22 protein-coding genes are annotated in these 22,462 nt (G+C 42.5%); 19 read left to right on the top strand and 3 right to left on the bottom strand.

The window, feature by feature from the left end:
* Positions 1-71: 71 nt before the first annotated feature.
* Entirely contained in the window at positions 72-1,304 is a 1,233-nt protein-coding gene (locus AB8P51_RS08485) for an LVIVD repeat-containing protein (protein WP_369748376.1), read from the bottom strand.
* A 157-nt stretch (positions 1,305-1,461) separates the two neighbouring features.
* On the opposite strand from AB8P51_RS08485, the gene miaB reads away from it, so the two are divergent.
* From miaB to rodA, 14 genes are all read left to right on the top strand, one after another.
* A complete protein-coding gene (gene miaB / locus AB8P51_RS08480) occupies positions 1,462-2,910 on the top strand; it encodes a tRNA (N6-isopentenyl adenosine(37)-C2)-methylthiotransferase MiaB (RefSeq protein WP_369748375.1) in 1,449 nt (482 codons plus the stop codon).
* Complete coding sequence (locus tag AB8P51_RS08475; protein ID WP_369748374.1) at positions 2,910-4,172, top strand: sigma-54 interaction domain-containing protein; 1,263 nt, start codon at positions 2,910-2,912, stop codon at positions 4,170-4,172. The genes miaB and AB8P51_RS08475 overlap by 1 nt, the downstream gene beginning before the upstream one ends.
* A gap of 26 nt (positions 4,173-4,198) precedes the next feature.
* Positions 4,199-4,687 (top strand): LPS assembly lipoprotein LptE, encoded by a 489-nt coding sequence (gene lptE / locus AB8P51_RS08470; protein WP_369748373.1) that lies wholly within the window; start codon positions 4,199-4,201, stop codon positions 4,685-4,687.
* 2 nt (positions 4,688-4,689) lie between these two features.
* Positions 4,690-5,619, top strand: coding sequence for a hypothetical protein (locus AB8P51_RS08465; RefSeq protein WP_369748371.1), 930 nt, complete (start codon positions 4,690-4,692; stop codon positions 5,617-5,619).
* Between the two features lies 1 nt (position 5,620).
* Positions 5,621-5,977 carry a preprotein translocase subunit SecG gene (gene secG / locus AB8P51_RS08460; protein WP_369748370.1) on the top strand — a complete coding sequence of 119 codons (357 nt, stop codon included), beginning with the start codon at positions 5,621-5,623 and terminating at the stop codon, positions 5,975-5,977.
* 140 nt (positions 5,978-6,117) lie between these two features.
* Entirely contained in the window at positions 6,118-6,396 is a 279-nt protein-coding gene (gene groES / locus AB8P51_RS08455) for a co-chaperone GroES (protein ID WP_369748369.1), read from the top strand.
* Positions 6,397-6,466: 70 nt separating this feature from the next.
* Complete coding sequence (groL, locus tag AB8P51_RS08450) at positions 6,467-8,098, top strand: chaperonin GroEL (RefSeq protein WP_369748368.1); 1,632 nt, start codon at positions 6,467-6,469, stop codon at positions 8,096-8,098.
* Between the two features lie 108 nt (positions 8,099-8,206).
* Positions 8,207-8,659: a GAF domain-containing protein gene (locus tag AB8P51_RS08445; protein ID WP_369748367.1), complete on the top strand. Its 453-nt coding sequence runs from the start codon at positions 8,207-8,209 to the stop codon at positions 8,657-8,659.
* A gap of 92 nt (positions 8,660-8,751) precedes the next feature.
* Positions 8,752-10,284, top strand: coding sequence for a bifunctional phosphoribosylaminoimidazolecarboxamide formyltransferase/IMP cyclohydrolase (gene purH / locus AB8P51_RS08440; protein WP_369748366.1), 1,533 nt, complete (start codon positions 8,752-8,754; stop codon positions 10,282-10,284).
* Positions 10,285-10,343: 59 nt separating this feature from the next.
* Positions 10,344-11,372 carry a rod shape-determining protein gene (locus tag AB8P51_RS08435; RefSeq protein ID WP_369748365.1) on the top strand — a complete coding sequence of 343 codons (1,029 nt, stop codon included), beginning with the start codon at positions 10,344-10,346 and terminating at the stop codon, positions 11,370-11,372.
* A gap of 78 nt (positions 11,373-11,450) precedes the next feature.
* Complete coding sequence (gene mreC, locus AB8P51_RS08430; protein ID WP_369748364.1) at positions 11,451-12,269, top strand: rod shape-determining protein MreC; 819 nt, start codon at positions 11,451-11,453, stop codon at positions 12,267-12,269.
* Positions 12,259-12,768 carry a rod shape-determining protein MreD gene (gene mreD / locus AB8P51_RS08425; protein ID WP_369748363.1) on the top strand — a complete coding sequence of 170 codons (510 nt, stop codon included), beginning with the start codon at positions 12,259-12,261 and terminating at the stop codon, positions 12,766-12,768. The genes mreC and mreD overlap by 11 nt, the downstream gene beginning before the upstream one ends.
* Complete coding sequence (locus tag AB8P51_RS08420; RefSeq protein ID WP_369748361.1) at positions 12,765-14,633, top strand: peptidoglycan D,D-transpeptidase FtsI family protein; 1,869 nt, start codon at positions 12,765-12,767, stop codon at positions 14,631-14,633. Before mreD ends, AB8P51_RS08420 begins: the two co-directional genes overlap by 4 nt.
* Complete coding sequence (gene rodA, locus AB8P51_RS08415; protein ID WP_369748360.1) at positions 14,623-15,906, top strand: rod shape-determining protein RodA; 1,284 nt, start codon at positions 14,623-14,625, stop codon at positions 15,904-15,906. The genes AB8P51_RS08420 and rodA overlap by 11 nt, the downstream gene beginning before the upstream one ends.
* Here the strand turns inward: rodA and AB8P51_RS08410 are convergent.
* Positions 15,903-16,709: a DNA/RNA non-specific endonuclease gene (locus tag AB8P51_RS08410; protein WP_369748359.1), complete on the bottom strand. Its 807-nt coding sequence runs from the start codon at positions 16,707-16,709 to the stop codon at positions 15,903-15,905. The genes rodA and AB8P51_RS08410 overlap by 4 nt on opposite strands.
* 141 nt (positions 16,710-16,850) lie before the next feature.
* On the opposite strand from AB8P51_RS08410, the gene msrB reads away from it, so the two are divergent.
* Together msrB and msrA are read left to right on the top strand one after the other, a co-directional pair.
* Positions 16,851-17,312 (top strand): peptide-methionine (R)-S-oxide reductase MsrB, encoded by a 462-nt coding sequence (msrB, locus tag AB8P51_RS08405; protein ID WP_369748358.1) that lies wholly within the window; start codon positions 16,851-16,853, stop codon positions 17,310-17,312.
* Positions 17,299-17,850: a peptide-methionine (S)-S-oxide reductase MsrA gene (gene msrA, locus AB8P51_RS08400; RefSeq protein ID WP_369748357.1), complete on the top strand. Its 552-nt coding sequence runs from the start codon at positions 17,299-17,301 to the stop codon at positions 17,848-17,850. The genes msrB and msrA overlap by 14 nt, the downstream gene beginning before the upstream one ends.
* Positions 17,851-17,917: 67 nt before the next feature.
* Here the strand turns inward: msrA and AB8P51_RS08395 are convergent, their stop codons facing one another.
* A complete protein-coding gene (locus tag AB8P51_RS08395; protein ID WP_369748356.1) occupies positions 17,918-20,047 on the bottom strand; it encodes a carboxy terminal-processing peptidase in 2,130 nt (709 codons plus the stop codon).
* Between the two features lie 190 nt (positions 20,048-20,237).
* Between AB8P51_RS08395 and surE the strand changes: the two genes are divergently transcribed.
* Genes surE through lpxB form a run of 3 tightly spaced genes read left to right on the top strand, consistent with a single transcriptional unit; the run spans position 20,238 to position 22,417 of the window.
* On the top strand, positions 20,238-21,020 hold the full coding sequence (surE, locus tag AB8P51_RS08390) for a 5'/3'-nucleotidase SurE (protein WP_369748355.1): 783 nt from the start codon (positions 20,238-20,240) through the stop codon (positions 21,018-21,020).
* A complete protein-coding gene (locus tag AB8P51_RS08385) occupies positions 21,010-21,294 on the top strand; it encodes a hypothetical protein (protein ID WP_369748354.1) in 285 nt (94 codons plus the stop codon). The genes surE and AB8P51_RS08385 overlap by 11 nt, the downstream gene beginning before the upstream one ends.
* A 1-nt stretch (position 21,295) precedes the next feature.
* On the top strand, positions 21,296-22,417 hold the full coding sequence (gene lpxB, locus AB8P51_RS08380; RefSeq protein ID WP_369748353.1) for a lipid-A-disaccharide synthase: 1,122 nt from the start codon (positions 21,296-21,298) through the stop codon (positions 22,415-22,417).
* Positions 22,418-22,462: the final 45 nt, after the last annotated feature.

Raw genomic sequence — 22,462 nt, 5'->3', positions numbered from 1 at the left:
GCCTCTTTTACTTCTTATGTGATTCAAAATATCTTCCGGCAACTGAACCTTGAAAGCCTGTCCAGGGATAATTAATCCAGAGCCATGGAACTGATCAATTCCAGGCTGGTGGCAGTATAGGTATATTGATATAAAACCTCATCTCCGATCATTAACAAATGGTCCTGCATCGGAATAACATCAAAGGTGGTTATTCCATCAAAATGCTCCAGGGGGGTTAAGTCGGGCACATTACTTTTGTCATAAACCTTAAGACCAAAACTTCCATCACAGACAAAGAGTTTATCGTCTTTTACACCAAGGCCATAGGGTTCTTCCATGGGGTACGACTTAAGAAGGGCAGGATTGGAAATATCGGCAATATCGATTACAAATAATCCACTTTCGGTGGCACCACATCCATTACCACCTCTTAAGGTGACATAGGCGAAATCCCCGTCTACAACGACAGGATCACAGGCCGTACCGTGTTGAAATTCGGAAACGAAACTGGGCTGTGCCGGGGAGGAAATATCGTAAATATACATTCCGCTTCGGCTCCCCAGGAACAAATGATTTTCCTGATTAAAGATTGTTTCGATATTGAATCCGGCATATACATCTTCCATGTCTACGGGATTCGCCAGGTCTGAAATTTCAAAGATATTTATACTGTGATTGTCAACGGCGTATAAATAATCTGCAACGATCTTAAAGCGTGCCAGTGAGCCTCCTTGTCCTACACTGTTTTCAGCGGCATTGGCCATCAGTACATCATCAAAGCGTTGCTGCACCTCTTCTACCAATCTGCGTTCGGTGACCACTTCCCATCCAATAAGTACATTATCGGGATTTCCCCAATCCTCGTATTCAAAAATATCTGCCTCCATCGGCCAAATAACATTATCCCGCAAGACATCGTGCAGTCGGTTAACAATTTGCATGTTATTGATATCGGAAATGTCGATCACTATCAGATCAGTAAGACTATCAGCATACAGGAAATCGTTCTTTACGGAAATATCCACATTCCCTGCTATTTTAATGAAGGCTACCTTGGTCGGGGAACCGGGGTCACTGTTATCTATCACATGAACCCCTTTGTATTTGTCATTAATAAATATGTAATTCTCGTAGGCGTAGATTTTACCTGATTCGTTTATGGGCTGTGGAACAATGACGTCTACACCATTTTTAAATTCTTCCAAAGAAATCGTGAGGGGTCGGGCTACGAGATAATCGGCATACTTTCCCGGATCATCCTTTTCACAGGAAAGCAGACTGGAAACGGCAATAACAACAAGCAGGAAATTCAGGGTTTTCATAAGAAAGTTTATTATTGGATTAGGATACACTATAGATACGTATGCTACTGTGTAGTTGCGTCTTTTTTATGAAAATATTCACCTGTCAAATTGTCATAAAAAAGGATATTGTCTTATCTTTGCCCTCCTTTAATACGCCTGTCATTATAGAGTTTATATGGAAAAAGTAATCGATGAAAGTATTCAGGGTTCTTCCCTGAAGACAAAGTCAAGAAACAAAAATGTGCGAAAGCTCTACATAGAGAGCTATGGTTGCCAGATGAATTTTTCTGACAGTGAGATCGTGGCCTCTATTTTGGCTGATGAAGGATTTAATACTACGTCCGACTTGGAGGAAGCAGACCTGGTGCTTGTCAATACCTGCTCTATTCGTGAAAAAGCCGAAACAACGGTAAGGAAAAGGCTGGAAAAAATCAATGCCGTTAAAAAATCCAGACCTCATTTAAAAGTAGGGGTGCTCGGATGTATGGCAGAACGCCTTAAAAGCCAGTTTCTGGAAGAAGAAAAGATAGTTGATATGGTGGTGGGGCCAGATGCGTACAAGGACCTGCCCAATCTTGTCAGGGAAATAGACGAAGGCAGGAATGCAGTAAATGTGATCCTTTCCAAAGAAGAAACCTATGGGGATGTTGCCCCGGTACGATTAAATACCAATGGAGTAACCGCCTTTGTTTCCATCACACGGGGTTGTGATAATATGTGTACTTTCTGTGTTGTTCCTTTTACCAGGGGCAGAGAACGCAGCAGGGATCCCCGATCTGTAATTAAGGAAGTCAATGAACTATGGAATAAGGGGTACAAGGAAGTTACCTTACTGGGGCAGAATGTAGATAGTTATCTCTGGTATGGTGGCGGACTCAAGAAAGATTTCGACAAGGCATCAGAAATCCAGAAAGCCACTTCTGTTGATTTTGCAGGATTGTTGTCACTGGTTGCAGAGGCACAACCCGGGATGCGAATTCGCTTTTCCACCTCCAATCCCCAGGATATTACACTGGATGTGGTAAAAACCATGGCTAAGTATAAAAATATCTGTAACTACATCCACCTGCCTGTTCAAAGCGGAAGTGACCGGGTGCTCAAAGCAATGAATCGCCTCCATACACGTGATGAATACATGAAATTGATCACGGATATTCGTAATATTTTACCCGATTGCGGGATTAGCCAGGATATGATTGCCGGCTTTCCGGGGGAGACTGAAGAAGATCATCGGGATACCTTGTCTTTAATGGAATTTGTAAAATACGACTTTGGATTTATGTTTGCTTATTCCGAACGGCCGGGTACCATGGCGGCGCGAAAGCTGGAGGATGATATTCCTGAAGCCGTCAAAAAAAGGAGGTTACAGGAGATTATTAAAATGCAGCAAAAGCACAGCCTGTACAGAACCAAACAGCATATCGGAAAGATTGAGGAAGTTCTGATAGAAGGGCCTTCCAAAAAATCGGACGCACATTGGATGGGAAGAACCTCGGGCAACACTGTGGTCGTATTCCCTAAAGAACAGTACGAATTGGGTCAGTTTGTCAATGTAAAAATAAATGATTGTACCTCAGCCACCCTCCTGGGTGAGGCTGTTGGAATGGCAGAAAATACGGCATAATGGAAAGTGTACAAGCTATAAAACAACGCTTTGGGATCATCGGAAATGATCCGAAATTAAACAGGGCTTTGGAAAAAGCCATTCAGGTAGCCCCTACCGATATTTCGGTCCTGGTTACCGGAGAAAGTGGTGTGGGAAAAGAAGCCGTCCCAAAAATCATCCATTCCCTTTCGCACCGCAAACACGCCAAATACATAGCAGTAAACTGCGGAGCAATTCCTGAAGGCACTATTGACAGTGAACTCTTTGGGCATGAAAAAGGATCTTTTACTGGAGCCACTCAGACCCGTAGTGGTTACTTTGAGGTGGCAGACGGAGGTACGATCTTTCTTGATGAGGTAGGAGAACTTCCATTGACTACTCAGGTAAGACTTTTGAGAATTCTGGAAAATGGGGAATTTCTAAAAGTGGGTTCATCACAGGTTCAGAAAACGAATGTTCGTATCGTTGCGGCTACCAATATGAATATGATTGAGGCCATTAAAAAAGGGAAATTCAGGGAAGATCTCTATTACAGGTTAAGTACAGTAGAGATACATATCCCCCCGCTAAGGGAGAGAAAGGATGACATCCATTTACTGTTTCGAAAATTTGCGTCCGATTTCAGCCAGAAATACAAAATGCCCACTATCCGACTGGAGGAAGGCGCCATTCAAATTCTTGAGAAATATCGCTGGCCTGGCAACATAAGGCAACTCAGGAATGTTGCTGAACAGATTTCCGTTTTAGAGGAAAGTCGAGCCGTTACCCGCGAAACCTTAAACGGTTATCTCCCACACGCAAATGATTCTAATTTACCCGCAGTGGTGGAACACAGTTCTAAAAAGGGAGATTTCAGCAATGAACGCGAGATTCTCTACAAGGTGCTCTTTGATATGAAGGCCGATCTTAACGATCTTAAAAAGCTGACGCTCGAATTACTCAATTCCGGAGATTCAGAAAAAGTTCAGGAGGAGAATGAAAATCTGATCCGAAAGATTTACGGAAACGAATCAGATGTTGAAGAGGAGAAGGCAAATGCTGTTGAACTTCTGCCTCCTCATGAGAGCAGGGTGGAAAAACCGATAGAGCTTACCAAGGAAGACAAGTACCACTTTGCTGAAGAAATAGAAGAAGAAGAAACCCTATCTTTACAGGAAAAGGAAATTGAATTGATAAAAAAATCACTGGAACGGAACCGGGGTAAACGCAAGGCGGCAGCTTCCGAATTGGGTATCTCCGAACGGACCCTCTATCGCAAAATAAAACAGTACGACCTTTAGTGATTAGTAAAAAACACATCTGTATAATGATTCTACTCCTGTCCCTGACAGGGTGTGGAGTTTATAATTTTACGGGAGGAAACGTTGGAACCGCCGAGACATTTACGGTTAATTACTTTCAGAATTACGCCTCTCAAAGTCCGGGTTCTACCTTTGATCCGGGCCTGGACAGGGAATATACGCTATCGCTACAGGACCTTATCCTGAATCAGACCAGTCTGGACCTGGTTTCTTCTAATGGCGACTTGCTTTACGAAGGAGAAATCGTGGAGTACCGTGTGTCGCCTATGTCGGCAACGGCTCAACAGACAGCCGCCCAAAACCGACTTAGTATTTCAGTCAATGTGCGGTTCTTCAACAAAACCAAAGAAGGCGCCGAGTTTGAAAAGCGTTTTTCCTTTTTCTACGATTATCCCGCCGCTTCTCAATTGGCAACTGTTAGGGATGAAGCCCATCAGGTGATTTTTGAGCGGATTAATCAGGATATTTTCAACGAATCACTCGCAGACTGGTAAACATGAATGTTACAGATTTCACATATTTACTCCAGCATCCCGACAAGGTGGTAGATCCTGTTCAGACAAGGCAATTAGAGGAAATCGTAAAAGAATACCCTTATTTTCAGGCTGCCAGAGCACTGCAATTAAAAGGTTTGAAAAACCTCAATAGTTTCAGATATAATAATGCTCTGAAAGCAACCGCAGCCTATACAGCAGACCGGGATGTGCTCTTTGATTTAATCACCTCTCCGGAATTTCTTCAGAATTCCATTGCCGATACCATCAGCGGGAAAACGGAGAAGCTCGAGGTGCAAGAGGTAGAAGCAGAAGAAGTGATTGCGGAAAAAGAGAGTCCGGCAGCCCTGCTAGAGGAATCGGCTGATGCACCCCTTCCAAGAAATACCAGGGATGCCGAGGATATTCTGGATCCTTCCCTTTTCACATCCAAGGACCCTGAAATAGACAGGGAAATTGCCCAGAAAAAGGCAAAGGCGGCAGAAGAGCTGGAACTTGGACAACCTCTGGCCTTTACCAAAAAGGAAAAACATTCTTTCCTTGAATGGTTACAACTTAGTTCTTCAAAGCCCATCGAATCCAGAATCAAATCAAAAGAACAAAAAGCCAGTATACCCGAAAACATGGAATTCCCTATTGCTGAGGAATCGGAGAAAAAGAAAAAGTTTGATCTCATTGATCGCTTTCTTGAAGAAAATCCGAAAATCATTCCTCAGGAACAGGATTCGTCAAAGGTGGATATCAAAGAATCTACAAAAATCAATTCTGAAGAGCTGATGACGGAGACCCTGGCCAGGGTCTATCTGGAACAAAAAAAATACAAAAAAGCACTGCAGGCTTACAAAATATTAAGTTTGAAATATCCGGAAAAAAGTAGTTTCTTTGCAAGCCGAATTAAAGCGGTAAAGCAATTACAAAAGGAAAATTCTTAAGATGAGTACATTTACAATATTCCTGATCCTTATCATTGTGGTATGTTTCCTGTTGGTCCTGGTGGTCATGGTTCAGAATCCTAAAGGTGGGGGATTGTCCTCTTCTTTTGGAGGTGGTGGCACACAGGTTGTTGGCGGGGTTAAGAAAACCGGTGATTTTCTGGATAAAAGTACCTGGACACTGGCCGGTCTGTTGATCGTTCTGATTCTTCTGTCTAATGTGGTCCTTAAGGGCAGTTTTGGCGAGGCCGATTCAAAATTACTACAGGGTGATGATATTGAAACAGCTGTTCCGGAAACAGTACCGGAAGAAGTTGTTCCAACAGATACCAACAGTCCTTTAGATACTATTCAATAAGAAATTGATTACAATAAGAATTTAAAATGCCAGCCCAAATGACAAGCTGGCATTTTCATTTTACAAAGTGTCAGTTTTTATCACTTGGCATAATTTCTGTCATGTTAAATCCGAATTTCATAAAAATAAAATAAACACATATGGCTAAACTTAACATCAAACCATTGGCAGACAGAGTTCTTATTGAACCTATGGCAGCAGAAACTAAAACTGCCTCCGGGTTGTACATTCCCGATACTGCAAAAGAAAAACCACAGAAAGGAAAAGTAGTAGCAGTCGGACCTGGCACCAAGGATGAAAAAGTGACGGTAAAAGTTGGGGACACGGTCCTCTACGGAAAATATGCCGGTACCGAATTAAAACTGGACGGCTCCGATTATTTGATGATGCGGGAAAGTGACATATTAGCGATCATTTAAACAAATCATTAGGGTAATACTTATTGAGAACATTCCCCTATAGAAATAAAACAAAAAACAATTTAGAATTATGGCAAAAGATATAAAGTTTGATATAGAAGCAAGAGATGGCTTAAAGCGAGGAGTGGATGCCCTTGCCAATGCTGTTAAGGTAACTCTGGGACCTAAGGGAAGGAATGTTATCGTTAGCAAATCCTTTGGCGCTCCTGCAGTAACTAAGGATGGGGTAACAGTGGCCAAGGAAATTGAACTGGCAGATGCTCTTGAAAATATGGGTGCCCAGATGGTAAAGGAAGTGGCATCAAAAACAAATGACCTGGCCGGGGACGGTACTACTACAGCTACTGTTTTAGCCCAGTCTATCGTAAAAGAAGGCTTAAAAAACGTGGCAGCGGGAGCAAATCCTATGGACCTCAAAAGAGGAATCGACAAGGCAGTGGAGGCAATTGTTGCCCATCTTACAAAACAAGCCAAGAAAGTTGGAGACTCTTCTGAAAAAATTAAGCAGGTTGCTGCTATCTCAGCTAATAATGACGAGACTATAGGAGATCTCATCGCCCAGGCTTTTAACAAAGTAGGGAAAGAAGGGGTCATTACTGTAGAAGAGGCCAAGGGTACAGATACCTATGTAGATGTAGTTGAAGGGATGCAGTTCGACAGGGGCTATCTTTCCCCCTATTTTGTAACAGACTCCGAAAAGATGATCGCAGATCTGGATACGCCCTATATCCTGCTATATGACAAGAAAATTTCAACAATGAAGGATCTTCTCCCTGTGCTCGAACCAGTAGCACAATCCGGAAAACCTTTATTGATCATTGCTGAAGATGTAGATGGGGAAGCCCTGGCCACTTTAGTGGTTAATAAATTGCGAGGATCCCTGAAAATTGCAGCGGTAAAAGCTCCAGGATTCGGAGATCGCAGAAAAGCCATGCTCGAAGATATTGCGATCCTGACAAACGGAACCGTAATTTCGGAAGAAAGAGGCTTCTCACTGGAGAATACCACCATGGACATGCTGGGAAGTTGCGAGAAGGTTACCATCGACAAGGATAACACTACAATCGTCAACGGATCAGGAAATGCCAAGGATATCAAGACCCGGGTAAACCAGATCAAATCTCAGATTGAGACGACCACTTCAGACTACGACAAAGAAAAGTTGCAGGAGCGGTTGGCTAAGCTGGCCGGCGGTGTAGCTGTATTATATGTAGGAGCTGCCTCAGAGGTAGAAATGAAGGAAAAGAAAGACCGTGTTGACGACGCCCTACATGCTACCAGAGCAGCTGTGGAAGAAGGAATTGTAGCTGGTGGAGGTGTGGCCTTTATCAGGTCAAAAGCGGCCCTGGCCAAAGTTAGCGTTGAAAATCCCGATGAAGAAACCGGATTACAGATTGTGGCAAGAGCGATTGAATCTCCGCTGAGGACAATTGTTGAAAATGCCGGAGGTGAAGGATCTGTTGTTGTAGCTAAGGTTTACGATGGAAAAGGCGACTTTGGATACGATGCTAAAACGGAAACATATGTGGATATGATGAAGGCGGGAATTATCGATCCCAAGAAAGTTACACGTATCGCCCTTGAAAATGCAGCTTCTGTGGCAGGAATGATTCTTACTACTGAATGTGCACTAACTGATATTAAGGAGGATAATCCCCCTGCACCTCCAATGGGTGGCGGCGGGATGCCAGGTATGATGTAATCATTACCAGAATATATTTTATAAAACACCACCTCTTTTTAAGGTGGTGTTTTCTTTTAAGGACAAAGCTTTTTTCATTTCACTAATTCCTATTTTTACAAAAAAAAGATGTTCGAACAACTTCAGGCAAAGATTCCGTCCATTTTAAAGGCTGAGAATCGGACGACAGAGGAAAAACTCCAGACCCTGTGTGAATACCTCAAGGAAAAAATCCATTACTATGATTGGGTTGGCTTTTATTTCAGAAACGGGGAGAAAGAAGAATTAAAATTAGGCCCGTATGCCGGCGCCCCGACAGATCATACCATTATCCCCTTCGGAAAAGGGATTTGCGGGCAGGTAGCTCTTACCAATGCTAACTTTGTAGTTCCGGATGTGGCGGCACAGGATAATTATATCGCCTGCAGTATTTCTGTGAAATCTGAAATTGTGGTTCCCTTATTTGTAAATGGAAAGAATATTGGTCAGATCGATATCGATTCAGAAACGCCTGATCCGTTCTCAGAGGCCGATGAGCGATTTCTGGAATTCGTGAACCGGGAAGTAGCCAGAATTCTTTAAAACTTTCCCTCTTTTGTTAATAAGACTGCTCGTGGAATAGGACCTAAAAACCTACCTTTGATTTTCTCACATCATCACTTAAATCTCATCACATGGGCACAGCTAAAAAAGCTAAATCTGCGCTGATTTCCGTCTTTCACAAGGACGGCCTGGAACCAATTGTAAAGAAATTATCCGAACTGGGAATTACCATTTATTCCACGGGAGGAACAGAATCCTTCATCCGTTCTCTGGGCGTTGATGTAATTCCGGTTGAGGAAGTAACCAGTTACCCCTCTATCCTGGGAGGAAGGGTGAAAACACTACATCCAAAAGTTTTCGGAGGCATATTGAACCGACAGGATCACGAAGGAGACGTAGCCCAATTACAGGAATTTGATATCCCCCAACTCGACATAGTCATCGTAGACCTTTATCCCTTTGAAAAAACGGTAGCTTCAGGAGCCAGTGAGCAGGAAATTATCGAAAAGATAGATATAGGAGGAATCTCACTTATCCGGGCAGCGGCCAAAAATTACAAAGATGTGCTTTGCGTATCCTCTATGGAGGATTACGGTAATTTGCTGGAAGTATTAAGCTCAGGGGAAGGAGTTACTACCCTGGAACAACGGAAATCCTTTGCAGCAAAAGCTTTTAATATTTCTTCACATTACGACACGGCTATCTTTAACTACTTTAATCAGTCTCATGAAATTGCTGCTCTGAAGATCAGTGAATTAAATGGAAAGATCTTGCGCTATGGGGAAAATCCACATCAGAAGGGATTTTTCTTCGGAAATTTCGATGCCATGTTTACTAAATTACACGGGAAGGAACTTTCCTATAATAACCTGCTCGATGTTGATGCTGCAGTTAATCTCATGGCCGAATTCCAGGATGACGATCCAACTTTTGCCATTCTGAAGCACAACAATGCCTGCGGACTTGCCACCAGGGAAGTTCTCCATCAGGCATACACAGATGCTCTGGCAGGAGACCCCGTATCTGCCTTTGGAGGTATTCTGATCAGTAACAGGGAAATTGACCTCCCTACCGCAGAGGAAATCCACAAGCTGTTCTGTGAAGTTGTGATTGCCCCTTCTTATCATAAAGATGCTCTGGAAGTTCTAAAAGGCAAGAAAAACAGGATTATTCTGATACAGAAAGAAGTTCCTCTCCCCAAAACAATTGTAAGAACCTGTCTTAACGGAGTACTTGTACAGGATAAGGATCATCTGACAGATACACGTGAAAACCTCTCCTATGTAACCAGGAAAAAACCATCGGAAAGGGAATTACAGGATCTTATTTTCGCTTCCAAACTCTGCAAGCATACTAAATCAAATACCATTGTCCTGGCGAAGAACAGGCAATTATGTGCAAGCGGAACCGGGCAGACTTCAAGGGTTGACGCCCTGAATCAGGCAATACATAAGGCCACATCTTTTAAGTTCGACCTCAACGGAGCGGTAATGGCCAGCGATGCATTCTTCCCATTTCCGGATTGCGTGGAGATCGCTGATAAGAGTGGTATCACCAGTGTGATCCAACCTGGGGGGTCGATAAAAGACCAGTTGAGCATCGATTATTGCGATCAAAATGAAATTGCCATGGTAATGACTGGCACACGTCATTTTAAACATTAATTTTACTACTTTTGTCGATGAAATTCACCCGTTTATCCGAACCAAACTAAACAATCATAATGGGATTTTTTGACTTTTTAACTGAGGAGATTGCAATCGACCTTGGTACCGCCAATACCCTCATCATCCATAACGACAAAGTTGTGGTAGACAGTCCGTCTATTGTAGCCAGAGACCGGATTACCGGAAAGATTATCGCCGTGGGACGGGAAGCCAACCAGATGCAGGGTAAAACCCATGAAAATATTAAAACCATCAGGCCACTTAAAGATGGGGTAATTGCAGATTTTGATGCATCTGAAAAGATGATCAATATGTTTATTAAAAACATCCCTGCACTAAAGAAAAAATGGTTTCCACCTGCCCTGAGAATGGTGATTTGTATCCCTTCAGGGATTACTGAGGTAGAGATGAGGGCGGTAAAGGAATCGGCTGAAAGGGTAAATGGGAAAGAGGTTTATCTTATTCATGAACCCATGGCTGCGGCTATAGGTATCGGACTTGACATCATGCAACCCAAGGGAAATATGATCGTTGATATCGGGGGTGGAACTACCGAGATTGCTGTTATTGCCTTAGGGGGAATCGTCTGTGACAAATCAGTAAAGATTGCTGGGGATGTCTTTACAAACGACATCATATATTATATGCGAACTCAGCACAACCTCTATGTAGGTGAGACTACGGCAGAAAACATCAAGATAAAAATAGGTTCTGCCACAGAAGACCTCCAATCACCTCCTGATGAGATGTCTGTTCAGGGACGGGATTTGCTTACAGGAAAACCCAAACAAGTATCCATTTCATACAGAGAGATTGCCAAAGCCCTTGACAAGTCGATCCTTCGTGTAGAAGATGCCGTAATGGAAACCTTGTCTCAGACACCTCCGGAACTGGCAGCAGATATATACAATACAGGTATCTACCTGGCTGGTGGAGGTTCTATGCTAAGAGGTTTAGACAGAAGGCTTTCCCAAAAAACAGATCTGCCGGTATACATTGCCGAGGATCCGCTCAGAGCCGTTGTGCGCGGCACAGGTATAGCTCTGAAAAATTTAGAACGCTACAAGAGTATTCTCATCAAATAGTACCCGGACAGATACCTTTGAAAGTTTATGTAGGTCAGGTATAAAGAAGGAGATGAGACCACCCAATAGGTAAAGTGAATGCAGCAGATTATAAATTTCATCCTTCGCAACAAGACTACCTTGCTGTACCTCTTTTTACTCACTCTTGGAATTTTCATGAGTGTTCAATCTCACTCCTATCACCGTGCGCGTTTTTTTAATTCTGCCAATTGGTTAAGCGGAAGCTTATACGGGGTACAATCTGATATCTCTTCCTATTTCAACTTGCGGGAGGAGAATGAAAAGCTGGTTGAAGAAAATACACGTCTGCGCAATCTGTTGTTTAATCTAGAAATAGATAGTCTGGAAGGAGTGGTCAAAGACTCATTCCCCTTTGAAGTGATTCCTGCAAAAATTATCAAGAACAGCTATGCCCTACGAAATAATTATATCACCATCAATAAAGGAGATGTGAATGGCGTTGAACAGGACATGGGCGTCATTACTTCAAAAGGCATTCTGGGAATAGTGGAACATACTTCTGACGGCTTCGCAGCCGTTCAGAGCTTGCTCAACACTAAATCGAACATCAATGCCAAAATTAAAAACACCAATAATTTTGGCTCTCTCAAATGGAATACCGATCGATTTGACGTGGTGCAACTCGAGGATATTCCGAGGATTGTTGAGCTATACATAGGTGATACCATAGTCACTGGTGCCATGTCGAGCATTTTTCCGGAAAATATTCCCATCGGAACCATAAAAAAGTTTGATTTGTTGGCATCAGAGAACTTTTACACCATTGATGTTGCCCTCTTTAATGATATGACCAATATTAAAAATGTCTATATCATTAAAAACAGGGATAGTGATGAGATTCAAATTCTGGAAGAAAAAATAGAGAATGACCAATAACCTGTATTTGAAGAACGGCTTGAGTTTTGTGCTTCTCATCTTAGCACAGGTTCTGGTATTTAATCGTCTCAACTTCCTTGGGTTTATCAATCCTATGATCTACCTCCTGTTTCTCTACTGGTATCCAATAAAACAGCGCAGGAGTATTTTTATTATTATAAGTTTTATCCTGGGATTCATCGTAGATATTTTTTCCGACACCCTGGCATTCCATTCTGTCGCCTGCGCAACCATGGCTTATTTTCGTCCGGCAATAATGCGCTTTGTATTTGGAGTGAATTACGAATTTCAGAGTTTCAAACTGAGTAATACCACCAGAGCACAACAAATCGCATTTTTAGCGTTTTTAATAATAGGACACCACGCGATATTCTTTATGCTCGAAATTTTTAGTTTTTCGCATTTGCTATTACTTTTGAAAAAGACGATTTCTACCAGTGCAGGAACACTGATTCTGGGTATTTTGATTATTTCACTTTTTAGTGCCGAAAAAGAATGAAAAAGATTTTGCTTTCTTCCATTATCGTAATCATAGGGATTACATTTATTGGCAGGCTTTCCTATTTGCAGATCTTCCGTTCAACACCTAATCAGATACTGGAGGATTCTGCTATTAAGGCAATATACGATTATCCCGAACGTGGTTATATTTATGACCGAAACGGGGAATTGCTTGTGGCCAATCAGCCCGCCTATGATGTTATGGTCATACCGCGTGAAGTAAGGCCCCTTGATACACTTGAGTTTTGCTCCTTACTCGGAATAGACAAACCCCGATTTAAGGAACAATTACGGAAAGCAAGGGTGTATTCTCCACGTCTTCCCTCGGTATTAGTTCCACAACTGTCTAAAGAAGACTATGCCCGCTTACAGGAAAAGATGAGGAAATACGAGGGATTTTATATTCAGAAAAGATCCCTGAGGTATTACGCATCTCATAGTGGCGCTAACGTGCTTGGCTATATTTCGGAGGTGAACGAAAGTGATATCAGAAAGAATCCTTATTACAAACAAGGGGAACTTACCGGACGTACAGGCATAGAGAAACAGTACGAAGAAGTGCTTCGTGGGGTAAAAGGAGTGAAATTCATCCAAAAAGACCGCTTTAATAGGCTGATTGGTCCTTATAAAGAAGGAATCCTCGATACCCTGCCGGAACAAGGGAAAGAGATACTTGTTACCCTCGACAAAGAATTACAGGAATACGGAGAACGTTTAATGAATGGGAAAAGAGGTGGGATCGTTGCCATTGAGCCGGGCTCAGGAGAAATCCTGGCCCTTATTTCAGGACCGACTTATGATCCGGCATTGCTCGTTGGGAGGGAGCGATCAAAGAATTACAGTAAACTGCATTACGATACAATTTCCAAACCTACATGGGACAGAGCTCTCCTGGCTCAGCCTTCCCCGGGATCGCCATTTAAAACACTAAATGCCCTGATTGCACTGCAGGAAGACGTCATTAAACCAGAAACTACCATTCGCTGCTATAATGGCTTTTATGTAGGCAATAAAAAGAGAGGTTGTCATTGCGGAGGCGGGCTGCGAAATATGAATTCGGGGATTTATAAATCCTGCAACGCTTATTTTGCCGGAACCTTTCGCAAGCTATACGACAAATATCCAACTACTGACGAGGGAATGGATGTCTGGGAAAAGCACATTAAAAGTTTTGGTCTCGGCGATTACCTCGGATATGATCTCCCAACAGGAAGGAAAGGCCGGGTTCCTGACAAATCGTATTACGACAGAGTTTATGGAGACAACCGATGGGCTTCATCTTTTATTATTTCCAATGCAATTGGGCAAGGAGAGGTGGCGGCCACGCCGATTCAGCTGGCAAACATGACCGCAGCTATTGCGAACAGAGGTTATTATTACACTCCTCATATCATCAAAAAGATTGCAGGTGAGCCGGTAAACGATCCCAGGTATACCACCCCCAACTATACTACAATTGACAAAAAACATTTCGGACCTGTTGTTCAGGGAATGGCCGATGTGTACACAAAAGGAACGGCCAAATGGCTTCAGATCCCCGGGATAGATATCGCAGGTAAAACAGGTACTGTAGAGAATTTTACAAAAATAGATGGCGTACGGACCCAACTTACAGACCACTCCATTTTTGTCGCTTTTGCCCCGGTAGATAATCCTGAAATAGCCCTGGCGGTTTATATAGAACACGGGTACTACGGTGCGAGATATGCCGGCCATATAGCTTCCCTGCTTATAGAAAAGTATCTCAAAGGGGAAATTACGCGTACCGACCTTGAGAAACGTATGCTGGAAAAAACACTGGAAGCAGAATATGCTAAACCCTATAGTGGGGAGGAGTTCAAGATAAATGAATATGTCTGGTAAAAGCGTCCTTAAAAGGGTAGACTGGTTAACCATTTTCCTTTTCCTGATGCTTGTTTCCATAGGCTGGGTCAATATCTATTCCACAACTTTCTCAGAAAACAGTACTTCCGTATTCGACTTTAGTCAGTTATATGGCAAACAATTATTCTTTATAGGGGTAAGTCTGATTGCTGCATTTATTTTCCTGGTCCTTGAAGCCCATTTTTACGAACGTTTTTCAAGCCTTATCTACATTATTACCATGGTGATGCTACTTGGTCTATTCCTTTTTGGAAAGACAATTGCCGGCGCTACTTCCTGGTACGATCTGGGCTTTTTCAACCTGCAGCCTTCAGAACTGGCAAAATTCGCAACCGCCCTGGCTCTGGCAAAGTATCTCAGCGACATACAAACGGATATTAAACGAGTAAAAGATCAGCTTTTTGCTTTGTTGATCATCCTTGTGCCCGTTTTACTGATCATTCCGCAACCCGACCCCGGTAGTGCTTTGGTCTTCCTCGCCCTGGTCTTTGTCTTGTTCAGGGAAGGGTTTCCACTATTCTATCTGGCGATTGCGTTGATGGCAGTGCTTATTTTTATAACCACCCTCATGTTCGGTACCATTTGGGTTAGCATAATTCTTGCCTTGTTAATTGCTGTTTTCCTTCTCGTTAAAAAAGCAAGTTTTAAAGTGCCCCTCCTGCCGCTTATAATGTTCTTTTTTATAGCCGTTATTTTTTCCCTGTCGGTGAACTTTGTCTTTGAAAATGTATTTGAGCAACGTCACCGGGATAGATTCAGCCTTTGGCTGAGACTGGAGAAAGATCCGGAAAGACTGGAGGAGATCAGAAAGACAATTGGATATAATACCTATCAATCTGAGAAAGCAATCGAATCGGGCGGAACCCTGGGAAAAGGCTTTTTAGAGGGAACTCGTACCAAAGGAGATTTTGTCCCCGAACAGCATACTGATTATATTTTCAGCACGGTCGGAGAAGAATGGGGCTTCCTGGGAACATCCACTGTGATTGTATTATTTACTATGTTATTGTTGCGGTTGGTATATTTGGCGGAACGGCAAAAGAGTGACTTTAGCAGGATGTATGGCTATGGTGTTATATCCATTCTCCTCATTCACTATTTTATCAACATAGGCATGGTTACCGGTATCCTTCCCACTATCGGAATACCTCTGCCGTTTTTTAGTTATGGGGGTTCTGCCCTGCTCGGTTTTACAGCCCTGCTGTTTATCTTTCTTAAACTAGATTCGAATCGCTTGAATGAATGGCTTTAATACCGCCAATCTGAGCCATTTGCACTGCTCTCCAGTCGACTTTCAAGTTTATCGTCCAGAGCTTCAAAAAAATCAATTCCGCTTAGCTTTTCAATAGAATCGACAGTTACCCTGAACTCATTTAAAGGAAGTGTAGATTCTCTGTGGGGGATTAAAAAAGCTATAGCTTCCAGTCGGTCCTCATTCCCCCTGATCACAATTTTGTAAAAAGCTTCAGGGACTGAAACCGATTCATACCCAATATCAGCCAGGTCATCAGTGAGCACTCCCCCGGTAACCACCCAGAGCGAATCGTATTGCCTGGCCCAGTTCCTTACCTGTATCTCCAGCCTGTTCCAGATTCCCGCATTAAATTCCCGGTTCATCGGACTGATATTACTGGTGTAAAAAGTCTCGTTGTAAGCCGATTCAGAAAATCTCCGGTCTCCTGCAGGACAAAGATGGCCACGGTCATATCCCGAGTTTTTATAATTGCGCCAGTCTGCAGAACCCGACTTCACCTTTGGATCTTCAATAAAATAGGGTCTTTCCCGGATATCTGTAGTGAGCTGTGATCGAAATAACCCGTAGGCCACCCACTGCGCCTGCTCATGTTCCTCGCTATAAGCAAGGGCATAGTGGTTGTGTTTTACAATTTGTGCATTTTGAGTTTCCGGATAGACATATGCTGGTATTTCAACTTCAGCCTGCTCTTTGATCTTAAATTCCGGAGACCAGAAATACTGTTCTATGGCCCAAAATATGACTATGCATAGTACGAGTAAAACCGTGTAGATAATTTTGTCTTTCTGTGCCTTCCGCATATCGAATAAATCGCGAGCTGTTCTGCTGCGAAATTACATTAATTCTGAAGAGGAAGCGCTACCTTTAAGGTGTAAGGAATCTTGTCCTGACACGACAAGATATATGATCTGATCAAGATTTTTAATAATTAATTAAAGCCTATGCTTAACTGGAAGAATATTATACATTTTGCGGTACACGAAAACCCTATTCCCGATGCCAGAGTAGAAAAAACCGAGGCAGAATGGAAAGAAATACTCACCCCTGATCAATTCAGGATCACGCGCAAGAAAGGAACGGAAGCGCCACATTCCGGCGCCTTGTGTAGTATACATGAAGCGGGCAAATACGCCTGTGTTTGCTGTGGTACTCCTCTGTTCGATTCAACTATCAAATTTGAATCGGGAACCGGGTGGCCCAGTTTTACACAACCAATAAAAGAAAATGCGATTAAATATGAAAAAGACAACTCCTATGGGATGGTCAGGGTAGAAGTCATGTGCAATACCTGCGACGCACATTTAGGTCATGTTTTCCCGGATGGTCCGGAACCAAGCGGATTGCGTTATTGCATTAATTCTGAATCGATGGAACTATTAAAAAAAGTAGATGTCAGAGACTAATTCCGCACTTGAAAGGGCCACCTTTGGTGGTGGATGCTTCTGGTGCACCGAAGCCGTATTTCAGGAAGTAAAAGGCATACAAAAGGTAGTTTCAGGATATAGTGGAGGAAATGCTCCCGGCAAACCCACTTACAGGGAGGTGTGCTCGGGACTGACCGGCCACGCCGAGGTAGTTCAGCTTACTTTTGATCCCAAAATCATATCTTATCGAGACCTGTTGCTGATCTTTATGACCACCCATGACCCTACCACGATGAACCGACAGGGTGCAGACGTAGGGACCATGTATCGTTCTGTGATCTATTACCACAACAAAGAACAGCAGCAGATAGCTGAAGAAGTATTTGAGGCGCTAAAAGATGTTTTTGATGCTCCCATAGTTACTGAGCTTAGTGAGCTCGACACCTTTTACGAAGCAGAAGACTATCATCAGGATTACTACAAGAACAATCCGAGACAGGGATATTGCAGCTATGTCATTACCCCTAAACTCAACAAGTTGCGAAAATTACATGCCGATAAGCTGAGTGTAAAGTGAAAAAGAAAATTTGATCCATAAAAAAAGGCCCTTCTTTAGGGCCTTTTTATTACTGATTATTATAAGTCTATCCCTTAACGTGGGCTAGTTTTTCATTCTTAATATTACTGGTCTTTAGATCTCTCAGAACATTTACTGCCTCTTCAATATATACATCCTTCGCCAGATTCTTGTGCCAGCGCTCTCTTTTCTCCCTAAGCAGTGAATCCTGAGTAAATAATCCCTGTTCGTATTTTACCGATTCAAAGGTAAGTTTGGAATCATATTCAGCTAATTTCTTAAAATACTCAGACTTAGCTCTGCTTTCCTCATCTCTCGATTTGTAAAGGTCGTAATTCAATGGAACAGACATTTCGTCCTGCTGTTCTTTTAGCCATTTTGCATTTTCTTCAATAAGCTTGATCTGCGGGTTGGAGGCGATCCTTTTGTTGCTCTTTTCAATCGTTGTTTCAAAGTCGATATACCCATCCCAAACCTTGTAATTAGCAGGCTTTATCTTATCCCAGTTCATGGCATTTGCCTGACCTTTCTCACCCAGCACGATATAGCGGTATCTATCCGGAATGACAACATCACTCTTAATTCCTTCACGTTGATTAGATTCACCATTAACTCTATAAAATTTTTGAATGGTAACTTTAATTGCACCCAGATCTCCGTATTCATTTACGTGTACAACCTGTTCCAATGGATACATGGTTTGAACGGTACCTTTTCCAAAGGTCTGTTCACTACCTATGATTATAGCCCTTTTATAGTCCTGCATAGCCCCAGCCAGGATTTCTGATGCAGAAGCAGAGAATTCATTGACAAGAACAACCAGAGGGCCGTCCCATTGTATCCTCTCATCCTTGTCTTCGTACACCATTTTATCGTTATCCGAAGCCCGCACCTGAACTACAGGCCCGTCCTTAATGAACAGTCCGGCCATATCGATGGCTGTTCTGAGAGAACCCCCACCATTGTCCCGAAGATCGAGTATAAGTCCTTCAATCCCTTCTTCCTTCAGACGTTCAATTTCCTTAGCTACATCACTGGCGGCATTTCGCGAGGCATAGTCCTTAAAATCTGCGTAAAATCCGGGAAGTTGAATCAAACCAAATTTTTCATCTTTTTTGATGATTTGAGCTGATTTAGCGTATTGTTCCTCTAATTCTACGATATCCCGTGTTACTGTGACCTCCTCAATAGTACCGTCAACTTTTCTGACAGTAAGATATACCTTGGTTCCTTTCGGCCCTTTTATTAGCTTCACAGCATCATCTAAAGGCATTCCCACTATATTTACAGGAGTTTCATTTTCCTGTGCTACTTCAATAATCTCGTCCCCTACCTCAAGTAACTGTCCTCTCCATACAGGTCCCCCTGATATAATCTCGACAATTTTAGCTCCTTCCGGCTCGGGTTGTAATCTGGCACCAATTCCTTCGAATCTTCCGGAAATTTGCCTGTCAAAATAATCTTTGTCCTCTGGAGCAAAATAGGAAGTATGCGGATCAAATTTGTCAACAATAGAATTGATATACTGAGCAAAACGGTCTTTACGCTCGAGATTATCCACAAATTCAAAGAATTCTTCTAGGGTATTTCTGGTCACATCTCTTGATCCTGCCTCTACTTCTGATATTGTTCGTGAAACGTATTTTGGGTCCTCTTCCTTTTTCTGTATCTCGTCTTTAAGCTTTGAATCGAAAGTATTCAGAGTCCAGAATTTGAGCTGTTTTCTCCATCGCTCTTTTAATTCTGACCTGGAACTCGTAAAAGGCCTGTTGTCATAATCGGAATTTATAGACTCCTCTATGGTGTAGTCGAATGGCTCCTCGAGGATCTCTTTAATTAGAATCTTTACCTCGTCCATTCGTTTGATATACCTTTCATGAACCAGATTAAAAAAGGAAATGTCTGTATTTTTTATTTGGTCGTCGATCTGAAATTTGTACTTTTCAAAATCACGGATATCCTCTGCCATAAAATATCTTTTGGTAGGATCAAGGACATCAATAAAATCCTCAAAAACACTTACCGAAAAATCGTCGTTAATATCTTTTGGAGAATAATGTCCTTTTTCCAGGATATAAGTGATGATATCGAGGAGGAGTTTGTCTTTATCGTTGTTTTCGAAGGATTTGTTGGTAAAACTGCAGGAAGCCACCGCAATTAACACCGCTAAAAAGCCTAAAACCAGATTCTTTTTCATGTAAATGTTTTTTATTCGGGTTTTAACGTCATTTTTCATTGCCCATAAAATCCAGGCTTTAAAATATATTCAATGCCCTAAGATATAGAAAAAACCATGCCAATAAATGCCCCCGGCGATAATTTTTTGTTAAAGGCTATCTCCGCTAATCCTCAGTAAAAACGTATTTTTACGCCTTAAAGTATGCAGTATGAGTAAACCTTTAATACTGGTGACAAATGACGATGGAATCACAGCCCCTGGTTTGCGTACCCTGGTGCGATGTATGCGCCAAATTGGGGAAGTGGTGGTGGTGGCCCCAGACAGCCCGCAATCCGGTATGGGACATGCTATAACCTTAGACAACACACTGTATTCAAAGCGGGTTGTTTTTGACAATGATAAAGATGCACCAAAGGAGTATAGTTGTAGCGGAACACCCGCAGATTGTGTAAAACTGGCGCTGCAGGAATTGCTTCACAGAAAACCGGATATTTGTGTTTCCGGCATTAACCACGGTTCTAATGCCTCCATAAATGTGATCTATTCGGGTACAATGAGTGCGGCCATAGAAGCCGGAATTGAAGGCATCCCTGCCATAGGATTTTCACTTTGTGACTACTCATGGGAAGCCGACTTTGAGCCGGCAGAAGAAGCAGTAAAAAAAATCGTTTCAGAAGCCTTACAAAATGGAATTCCTAAAGGTGTTGTCCTCAACGTGAATATACCCAAAGTTGACTCCTCCGAATTAAAGGGGATTAAAATATGCAGGCAGGCCAGGGCCAACTGGAAAGAAAAGTTTGACAAACGCACCAATCCATCAGGCAAAGATTACTATTGGCTAACCGGTGAATTTCAATTGATGGATAACGGAGAAGATACCGACGAATGGGCACTTTCACAGGGATACGTTTCGGTAGTCCCCACCCAATTCGACCTTACCGCCCACTTTGCCATCCAGGACATTAACACATGGAATCTAAATGAATACTAAAAAAGAACTTATTACAGGGTTTGTAGTCGGCCTCATTGCCAATACATTTGGCACCTTGTTATACATCCTCATTTTCTCAGACCTGGGGATAGTGGAAACCTTCAAAGCGGCTGAAGAACAAGGATATCTGGGAAGCTTACTCGCCCTGGGGGCTATTTTAAATCTTGTGGCATTCTTTGCATTTCTGAGGATTCGGAGAGATCAGCGCGCCAAAGGCGTTCTGGTTGCGACCCTGCTCACTGCCATGGTTATTTTATACTATAAGGTTTTCTGAAATGAAGTACTATATCATAGCAGGGGAAGCTTCCGGGGATCTACACGGTTCAAACCTGATTAAGGCTTTGAAAGCAGAAGATACAGAAGCTGATATTCGCTGCTGGGGTGGAGATCTAATGGAAAATGCTGGAGGTACTTTGGTAAAGCACTATAAGGAACTCGGCTTTATGGGCTTTATTGAGGTGGTATCAAATATCCGCCGGATATTTAAGAATATAGCCTTCTGTAAAGAGGATATCACTGATTTTAATCCTGACTTAATTATTTTTATTGATTTTTCGGGTTTTAATCTCCGTATTGCCTCCTGGGCCAAAACCGAAGATTATCGCACTTCGTATTACATCTCGCCGCAAGTATGGGCTTCAAGAGAAGGAAGAATTAAAAAAATAAAAGCGAACATAGATCATATGTTTGTCATCCTCCCTTTTGAAAAAGAATACTATGAGGAAAAGCACAATTTTCCCGTCCACTTTGTAGGCCATCCATTACTCGACGCAATTGAAGCCCGGGAGAGAATTGATCCCAAAGCATTTAAAAGCAAACACCATCTGGATCCCAAGCGTAAAATAATAGCCCTGCTCCCGGGCAGCCGAAAACAGGAAGTAGAAAAGATGCTGTCTGTTATGCTGTCTGTTATCCCTTCATTTCCCGATTTTCAATTTGTGATTGCAGCTGCACCCAGTCTCGACAAGGAGTTTTATACCCGATTTTTAAAGGCTAAACAGGTACACATGATATCCGGTGAAACCTATTCACTTCTCAGTACTTCGCATGCTGCTCTGGTCACCAGCGGTACGGCAACCCTTGAGACAGCACTTTTTAAAGTTCCTCAGGTAGTTTGTTATAAAGGCAGCTGGATTTCCTATCAGATCGCCAAACGCATCATCACCTTAAAGTACATCTCCCTGGTAAATCTGATCATGGACAAAGAAGTAGTGAAAGAACTGATTCAAAATCAACTTACCACCAAAGCCCTGACCAGGGAATTAAAAGAAATCATCGATGGACCCAAACGCGATGAGATTCTGTCGGAATACTCGCAGCTTGAAAATAAACTGGGAGGTCCGGGAGCCAGTAAAAAAGCGGCTCAAAAAATCGTTAGTCTTCTCCGTCAGGAATAAAATATTCCTTCCGGGAATCCGTTCCTGAAATGAGGTGCTTCTTTT

Source organism: Muriicola sp. SD30, assembly GCF_041205185.1.
GTDB lineage: Bacteria > Bacteroidota > Bacteroidia > Flavobacteriales > Flavobacteriaceae > Muriicola.
This window is presented reverse-complemented; position numbering and strand designations above follow the sequence as displayed.

What these genes read in the sequence shown, in the direction of transcription:
- AB8P51_RS08485 (WP_369748376.1), bottom strand. Translation starts at nt 1,304, where the DNA reads ATGAAAACCCTGAATTTCCTGCTTGTTGTTATTGCCGTTTCCAGTCTG.
- miaB (WP_369748375.1), top strand. Translation starts at nt 1,462, where the DNA reads ATGGAAAAAGTAATCGATGAAAGTATTCAGGGTTCTTCCCTGAAGACA.
- AB8P51_RS08475 (WP_369748374.1), top strand. Translation starts at nt 2,910, where the DNA reads ATGGAAAGTGTACAAGCTATAAAACAACGCTTTGGGATCATCGGAAAT.
- lptE (WP_369748373.1), top strand. Translation starts at nt 4,199, where the DNA reads ATGATTCTACTCCTGTCCCTGACAGGGTGTGGAGTTTATAATTTTACG.
- AB8P51_RS08465 (WP_369748371.1), top strand. Translation starts at nt 4,690, where the DNA reads ATGAATGTTACAGATTTCACATATTTACTCCAGCATCCCGACAAGGTG.
- secG (WP_369748370.1), top strand. Translation starts at nt 5,621, where the DNA reads ATGAGTACATTTACAATATTCCTGATCCTTATCATTGTGGTATGTTTC.
- groES (WP_369748369.1), top strand. Translation starts at nt 6,118, where the DNA reads ATGGCTAAACTTAACATCAAACCATTGGCAGACAGAGTTCTTATTGAA.
- groL (WP_369748368.1), top strand. Translation starts at nt 6,467, where the DNA reads ATGGCAAAAGATATAAAGTTTGATATAGAAGCAAGAGATGGCTTAAAG.
- AB8P51_RS08445 (WP_369748367.1), top strand. Translation starts at nt 8,207, where the DNA reads ATGTTCGAACAACTTCAGGCAAAGATTCCGTCCATTTTAAAGGCTGAG.
- purH (WP_369748366.1), top strand. Translation starts at nt 8,752, where the DNA reads ATGGGCACAGCTAAAAAAGCTAAATCTGCGCTGATTTCCGTCTTTCAC.
- AB8P51_RS08435 (WP_369748365.1), top strand. Translation starts at nt 10,344, where the DNA reads ATGGGATTTTTTGACTTTTTAACTGAGGAGATTGCAATCGACCTTGGT.
- mreC (WP_369748364.1), top strand. Translation starts at nt 11,451, where the DNA reads ATGCAGCAGATTATAAATTTCATCCTTCGCAACAAGACTACCTTGCTG.
- mreD (WP_369748363.1), top strand. Translation starts at nt 12,259, where the DNA reads ATGACCAATAACCTGTATTTGAAGAACGGCTTGAGTTTTGTGCTTCTC.
- AB8P51_RS08420 (WP_369748361.1), top strand. Translation starts at nt 12,765, where the DNA reads ATGAAAAAGATTTTGCTTTCTTCCATTATCGTAATCATAGGGATTACA.
- rodA (WP_369748360.1), top strand. Translation starts at nt 14,623, where the DNA reads ATGTCTGGTAAAAGCGTCCTTAAAAGGGTAGACTGGTTAACCATTTTC.
- AB8P51_RS08410 (WP_369748359.1), bottom strand. Translation starts at nt 16,709, where the DNA reads ATGCGGAAGGCACAGAAAGACAAAATTATCTACACGGTTTTACTCGTA.
- msrB (WP_369748358.1), top strand. Translation starts at nt 16,851, where the DNA reads ATGCTTAACTGGAAGAATATTATACATTTTGCGGTACACGAAAACCCT.
- msrA (WP_369748357.1), top strand. Translation starts at nt 17,299, where the DNA reads ATGTCAGAGACTAATTCCGCACTTGAAAGGGCCACCTTTGGTGGTGGA.
- AB8P51_RS08395 (WP_369748356.1), bottom strand. Translation starts at nt 20,047, where the DNA reads ATGAAAAAGAATCTGGTTTTAGGCTTTTTAGCGGTGTTAATTGCGGTG.
- surE (WP_369748355.1), top strand. Translation starts at nt 20,238, where the DNA reads ATGAGTAAACCTTTAATACTGGTGACAAATGACGATGGAATCACAGCC.
- AB8P51_RS08385 (WP_369748354.1), top strand. Translation starts at nt 21,010, where the DNA reads ATGAATACTAAAAAAGAACTTATTACAGGGTTTGTAGTCGGCCTCATT.
- lpxB (WP_369748353.1), top strand. Translation starts at nt 21,296, where the DNA reads ATGAAGTACTATATCATAGCAGGGGAAGCTTCCGGGGATCTACACGGT.